At 68.3% G+C, this 6,160-nt stretch carries 7 protein-coding genes; 6 read left to right on the forward strand and 1 reads right to left on the reverse strand.

Annotated elements, in window-relative coordinates; translation table 11 throughout:
- Positions 1 to 310, forward strand: a 310-nt coding sequence (locus tag QMZ25_RS18915; protein ID WP_283220125.1) for a methyl-accepting chemotaxis protein, incomplete at its 5' end; no start/stop codon positions are given.
- A 79-nt stretch (positions 311 to 389) separates the two neighbouring features.
- Here QMZ25_RS18915 and QMZ25_RS18920 read toward each other — a convergent pair.
- Positions 390 to 776, reverse strand: coding sequence for a DUF2628 domain-containing protein (locus QMZ25_RS18920; RefSeq protein WP_065174483.1), 387 nt, complete (start codon positions 774 to 776; stop codon positions 390 to 392).
- 215 nt (positions 777 to 991) lie between these two features.
- On the opposite strand from QMZ25_RS18920, the gene QMZ25_RS18925 reads away from it, so the two are divergent.
- From QMZ25_RS18925 to QMZ25_RS18945, 5 genes are all read left to right on the forward strand, one after another.
- A complete protein-coding gene (locus QMZ25_RS18925) occupies positions 992 to 1,162 on the forward strand; it encodes a hypothetical protein (protein WP_164972337.1) in 171 nt (56 codons plus the stop codon).
- Positions 1,163 to 1,545: 383 nt separating this feature from the next.
- A complete protein-coding gene (gene mdoH, locus QMZ25_RS18930; RefSeq protein WP_053517189.1) occupies positions 1,546 to 3,471 on the forward strand; it encodes a glucans biosynthesis glucosyltransferase MdoH in 1,926 nt (641 codons plus the stop codon).
- Positions 3,472 to 3,521: 50 nt separating this feature from the next.
- On the forward strand, positions 3,522 to 4,181 hold the full coding sequence (locus QMZ25_RS18935; RefSeq protein WP_065174484.1) for an alpha/beta hydrolase: 660 nt from the start codon (positions 3,522 to 3,524) through the stop codon (positions 4,179 to 4,181).
- 3 nt (positions 4,182 to 4,184) lie between these two features.
- Positions 4,185 to 5,228 carry a sensor histidine kinase gene (locus QMZ25_RS18940; RefSeq protein ID WP_053517194.1) on the forward strand — a complete coding sequence of 348 codons (1,044 nt, stop codon included), beginning with the start codon at positions 4,185 to 4,187 and terminating at the stop codon, positions 5,226 to 5,228.
- A 10-nt stretch (positions 5,229 to 5,238) separates the two neighbouring features.
- Positions 5,239 to 5,970 (forward strand): LytTR family DNA-binding domain-containing protein, encoded by a 732-nt coding sequence (locus tag QMZ25_RS18945; RefSeq protein ID WP_053517196.1) that lies wholly within the window; start codon positions 5,239 to 5,241, stop codon positions 5,968 to 5,970.
- Positions 5,971 to 6,160: the final 190 nt, after the last annotated feature.

The raw sequence follows: 6,160 nt of genomic DNA on the forward strand, positions 1-6,160 counted from the left end.
CGGCAGCGGTGCGCAGCTGGTGCACCGCGCAGGCAACACCATGCAGGAGATCGTCGGCCAGGTCGGGCGGGTCAACGAGATCATGGCCGAGATCTCGGCCGCCTCGCGCGAGCAGTCGGCCGGCATCGAGCAGGTCAACCAGACCGTGGTGCAGATGGATGAAACCACCCAGCAGAATGCGGCGCTGGTGGAAGAGGCCAGTGCTGCCGCGCGCGCGATGGAAGAGCAGGCCGAGCAGCTTGCGGTGGCGGTGTCCCGCTTCCGGCTGCAGTCGGCCACGGGCACGACGGCCACGCTGCGCGCGGCCTGACGCCGGAAACGAAGACGCCCGGCGGGGGCCGGGCGTCGGTTGCATCCTTGCCGCGCGTCCTTGCGCAGGTCTGAGTGGCTCAGAACATTCCTTCAAACGGGTTCCAGCGGATCCGGCCTTCCACCTTCTCCAGGTAATAGCTGTAGTTGGTGCTGGAGGCGACCAGGACATTGAAGGCGATGAACACCGCGCGGCCGACGATGTCGGGCAGGAACATCGTGATGGCCGCCAGGGCGATGGCGATGCCGATCACCACCAGCGCCTTGCGCCACATGCCCAGGATCAGCAGGTAGATGGGGCCGAAGAACAGGGCAAAGATGTTCAGGTTGATCTTCAGGCGGTCGCCGAAGGACAGGGCCCGCCAGGCCTGCTTGAAGCCGGGCTCCTTGGGCGCGCCGTGCTGGCGGTAGAAGTTGAAGCGGAATTGCCACTTGGGGCTGAAGTGGGTGAGGTCGACGGTATTCATGGGAGGAACGTCCCTGTGAGAAAACGTTTTCATGCTACCGGAAATGCCTATTCAGGATCCAGCGCTGCGTGCCTGGAACGTGACACATGCCCTTTGCAGGCGCAGGCCTCACCGGCTTGCACGTCACCCATCCGCCTTGTTTTTAGGATAGGGTGCGCAGTTCCGCTGCCGCCCGGTTGGACCCGCGCGGCAGCGGGGATGTCCACGGAGGTTGCATGACCACACCTGCTACACCGGAAAACGCACCGGGACCGGTGCTTCTGCCCACACCCGAAGTGGTGCAGGCCCAACAACTGCTCGCCCGCCAGCAACTGGCGGTGGCGATGGACCGTGCGCGCACCGCTGCCCTGCAGGACGCGGCCGGCGTCGTCCTGCAGGACGAGTAACGCGCGCTGCTGAAGTACGATCGATCGCGTTGGCCCCGCCGCCAGCGCGATCGCCGAGGGATGTGTCGCCGCCCGTTTTGCTCGATCCAATTGCGGTCGATCCGGCAGGCCGTCGGCAGCCTCGCCTGCTGTTTGCTGAATGGGGAGAAATCCCGGCGTAGGCCTTCGCACCCGGCTTACATGTAGCGGCCTAGACTGGGCCGCATTTTCGATTCCGCCCCGTTGGAGATCGTGTGGGTTCCGGTAGTGACAGACAGCGACTGCGCGGCCTCAGGCCGACGCAGCCAGGACAAGTGCGGGCGCCGGGAAGGCGCGCCGGGAACCTTCGTGCATGCAGCCTGGCCCGGACGGCCGGCCATGCCGACTGCGCGGAGTAGGCGCCGATGGGGGTGCAGACCATCCATGCGGAGGCGGAATCGCCCGGGCCTGACGCCGGCTGGGCGCTGCTGCCCGCCGAAGTGCCCTTGCCGATGCCCGAGCAGACCCTGCGCGAAGGGCAGCTCAGGGTGCGCCGGCACCGCACCTCGCCACGCCTGATCGGCCTGCGTCGGCTGTACATCCTGGGCGGCACGCTGGTGATGACCGCAGCGGCCACCCGGATGATGTGGCGGGTGTTGTCGGTCAACGGCATCAGCGTGCTCGAAGCCTGCCTGCTGGTGCTGTTCGTGGGCCTGTTCGCCTGGATCGCGCTGTCGTTCGCCAGCGCGGTGGCAGGCTTCCTCACCGCCGTGTTCGACCGTGGCTATCGCCTGGGCATTGATCCGGACAAGCCGCTGCCCACCGTGCACAGCCGCACGGCGCTGCTGATGCCGACCTACAACGAGGATCCGCGCCGGCTGCTGGCCGGCCTGCGTGCGATCTACGAATCGGTGGCGGCCACCGGCCAGCTGGAGCGTTTCGACTTCTTCGTGCTCAGTGACACCCGCCGTGACGATATCGCGCGGGCCGAAGAGCAGGTCTTCGCCGAGCTCCGCGAGCAGGTGCCCGACGGCCGCGTGCGGCTGTTCTACCGCCGTCGTGGCGACAACAGCGGCCGCAAGGCGGGCAACATCGCCGACTGGGTGCGCCGCTTCGGCGGGGCCTACCCGCAGATGCTGATCCTGGACGCCGACAGCCTGATGACCGGCGACAGCATCGTGCGCCTGGTGGCCGGCATGGAACACAACGCTGACGTCGGCCTGATCCAGACCCTGCCGTCGGTGATCGGCGGACGCACCCTGTTCGCCCGCATGCAGCAGTTCGGCGGCCGCGTCTACGGGCCGGTGATCGCCCGGGGCGTGGCCTGGTGGCACGGCGCTGAAAGCAACTACTGGGGCCACAACGCCATCATCCGCACCCGTGCCTTCGCCGACCATGCCGGCCTGCCATCGCTGCCTGGGCGCAAGCCGTTCGGCGGCCACGTGCTCAGCCACGACTTCGTCGAAGCCGCGCTGATGCGGCGTGGCGGCTGGGCCGCGCACATGGTGCCGTACCTGGGGGGCAGCTATGAGGAAGGCCCGCCGACCCTGACCGACCTGCTGGTGCGCGACCGTCGCTGGTGCCAGGGCAACCTGCAGCACGGCAAGGTGGTCGGCAGCCGCGGCCTGCACTGGATCAGCCGCATGCACATGCTGATCGGCATCGGCCATTACTTCACTGCGCCCATGTGGGCGATGCTGATGCTGATCGGCATCGCCATCCCGCTGTTCCAGGAAGGCATCGACTTCAATGCCGTGCTGCACCTGGCGCCCGGCGTGTACTGGCGCGCGCAGGACGAGCAGCAGGTGGTGCGCCTGTTCGCCGCCACCATGGCGGTACTGCTGATGCCCAAGGTGCTGGGCTACCTGGCGATGCTGCTGGACCCGGTGGATCGTCGTGGCTGCGGCGGTGCGTTCCGTGCCTTCGTGTCGATGCTGGTGGAGACCGTGCTGGCCGCACTGATGGCGCCGGTGGTCATGTATGTGCAGTCCCGCGGCGTGGCCGAAGTGCTGTCCGGACGCGACTCGGGGTGGGACGCCCAGCAGCGCGACGACGGTGGCATTTCCTGGATGGCGCTGGTGCGCGGTTACGGCGGCCTGGGCCTGTTCGGCGCCTTCATGGGCGTGCTGGCCTGGCTGGTCTCGCCGTCGCTGGCGGCATGGATGGCGCCGGTGGTGATCGGCATGGTGCTGGCCATTCCGGTGGTGGCACTGACCTCGTCGCGCGGTCCCGGTGCGTTCCTGCACCGGCTGGGCCTGCTCGACATCCCCGAGGAGAACATTCCGCCGCCGGTGCTGGTACGCGCCGCGCAGCTGCGCCGGGAAGCGGCCGAACAGCCACCGCTGTACTGATCGCCCCACACCGGCGGCATAATGCGGCTCGCATCTGAAGGAGCCGCAACATGCTGCAAACGGTGGAACAGGAAACCGGCGCCTCGCCGCAGTGGTCGGTGATCTGGCTGCACGGCCTCGGCGCCGATGGCCATGACTTCGCCCCGATCGTTCCGGAGCTGGTGCGTCCGCACTGGCCGGCGCTGCGCTTCGTGTTCCCGCACGCCCCGGTGCGGCCGATCACGATCAACAACGGCGTGCCGATGCGCGGCTGGTACGACATTGTCGGCATGGATTTCCGTTCCCGCGCCGACATGGCCGGCGTGCGCGAATCGGTGGCCCAGGTAGAGGCCCTGATCGCCCGCGAGATCGAGCGGGGCATCACGCCGGAGCAGATCTTCCTGGCCGGCTTCTCGCAGGGGGGCGCGATCATTCTTACCGCCGCGCTGTCGCGCACGGCGCCGCTGGCCGGGCTGATCGCGCTGTCCACCTACCTGCCAGACGCGGACAGCGCCGAGCGCGTGGCTACCGCAGTGGACGTGCCGGTGTTCATGGCCCACGGCAGCGGCGACCCGGTCATTCCGCAGGCGGTAGCCGCACACAGCGCGCAGGCGCTGCGCGCGCTGGGCCTGCAGGTGCAGTGGCACAGCTACCCGATGGCGCACCAGGTCTGTGCCGAGGAGATCGATGCCCTAGGTGACTGGCTGCAGGAACGCCTGGGCGTCGCCTGACCCATGTCACCGGCCAGCACGCCTCCCTGGATGCCGGAACTGTGCCGCCTGCGGCGGCTGGCGGCGATGCTCGGCCTGGCCGAGCTGGTGGTGGTGCTGCTGGCCCTGGCCCCCGATGGCAGCCGTCACTGGACGGTGGGCGAGCTGCTTTCGGCCAGCGGTTTCGCACTCTGGCTGGCGCTGGCGGTGACCGCCAGCCTGTGCATGCTGCGGCAGGCGCTGTCGAGGCTGCCACCGCTGCTGGGCGCCGCTGCGGCGATCGCACTGGCGGCGCTGATCGCCGTGGTCTGCGCGGGCATCATCCACGCGCTGTATGCCGTGCTGGGCGACAGCTTCGCCCGTGGCATCAGCTTCTGGCGCTTCACCCTTGGCAGTGCGGCCACCAGCGCACTGATCAGCGCGCTGGCCCTGCGCTACTTCTACGTGAGCGACCGCTGGGCCGCGCAGGTGCAGGCCAACGCACGTGCACAGGCCGATGCACTGCAGGCCCGGATCCGTCCGCATTTCCTGTTCAACAGCATGAATCTGATCGCCAGTCTGCTGCATCGTGATCCGGCGGTGGCCGAACGCGCCGTGCTGGACCTGTCCGATCTGTTCCGCGCGGCGCTGGGGGCGGGCGATGGAGATTCCACTCTGCAGGCCGAATGCGAGCTGGCCGAGCGTTACCTGTCGATCGAGTCGCTGCGCCTGGGAGAGCGCCTGCAGGTGCATTGGCAGCGTGACGAGCCACTGCCGTGGGAGCAGCCGCTGCCGCGGCTGGTGTTGCAGCCACTGGTGGAAAATGCGGTGCTGCATGGCATTTCACGGTTGCCGGAAGGTGGCACCGTCGAGCTGCACGTGGCGCGCGAAGGCAACGAGCTGCACATCCGCGTACGCAATCCCGCTCCCGATCCACAAATGCCGGGGCTGGCCCTGGCACGCGGCGCCGGGCATGCCCAGCACAGCATCGGTCATCGCCTGGCGTGGCGCTTCGGCAGTGCCGCACGGATGACGGCCGGCTGGAGCGAGGGCTACTATGCCTGCCAGGTGACGGTGCCGATCCAGTGAGGGAACGATCGTGAGGGTAGTCATCGCCGATGACGAACCGCTGGCGCGCGAGCGCCTGCGCAGCCTGCTGGCCGCGCAGGAGGGGGTGGACGTGGTGGCCGAGGCCGGTAACGGCGAGCAGGCCCTGCACGCCTGCGCGGAACTGCAGCCGGACCTGGTGCTGCTGGACATCGCGATGCCCGGACTGGATGGGCTGGAAGCGGCCCGTCACCTGGCCAGCTTCGAGCCACGCCCGGCGGTGGTGTTCTGTACGGCATATGACGCGCATGCCTTGTCGGCATTCGAAGCGGCGGCCATCGACTACCTGATGAAGCCGGTGCGTGCCGAGCGGCTGGCAGCGGCCATCGCGCGCGCACGGACCTTTCTGGCCGGGCGCGGGGGGCAGCCACAGCACGACGCGGGGCAACAGGCACGCAGCATGCTGTGCGCCCGGCTGCGGGGCAGCCTGCGGCTGATTCCACTGGATGACATCCATTACCTGCAGGCCGAGGAAAAGTACGTGGTGGTGCACCACGCGCGTGGTGAGGACCTGATCGAGGAGTCGCTGAAGTCGCTGGAGGAGGAATTCGCCAGCCGCTTCGTGCGCATCCACCGCAACTGTCTGGTGGCGCGGCACGAACTGGTGGAACTGCGTCGTGGCGTGGGCGGGCAGGTGCAGGCGGTGCTCCGGCATGGCAAGCAGCCGCTGGAGGTCAGCCGCCGCTGTGTGGCGACGCTGAAGCAGGAACTGCGGCATCTGTGAGTGTCCGGCGCGGCCTGCGGCCGCGACTGCTTGCGGGCAACGTCTGAAGCAAGAGCAACAGCAACAGCAACAGCAACTGCAGGTTGTGTTCGGCTCTGAGTTGTTGCGTGTTGGGTGAGTCGGGATGGGCGGGCGAGACACGCCGTAAACCCATCCATGGGGGCTCGATGGCGCCATCCATGGCGCCAAC

The sequence above is a fragment of the Stenotrophomonas sp. RS-48 genome, assembly GCF_030053245.1.
Taxonomy (GTDB): domain Bacteria; phylum Pseudomonadota; class Gammaproteobacteria; order Xanthomonadales; family Xanthomonadaceae; genus Stenotrophomonas; species Stenotrophomonas maltophilia_P.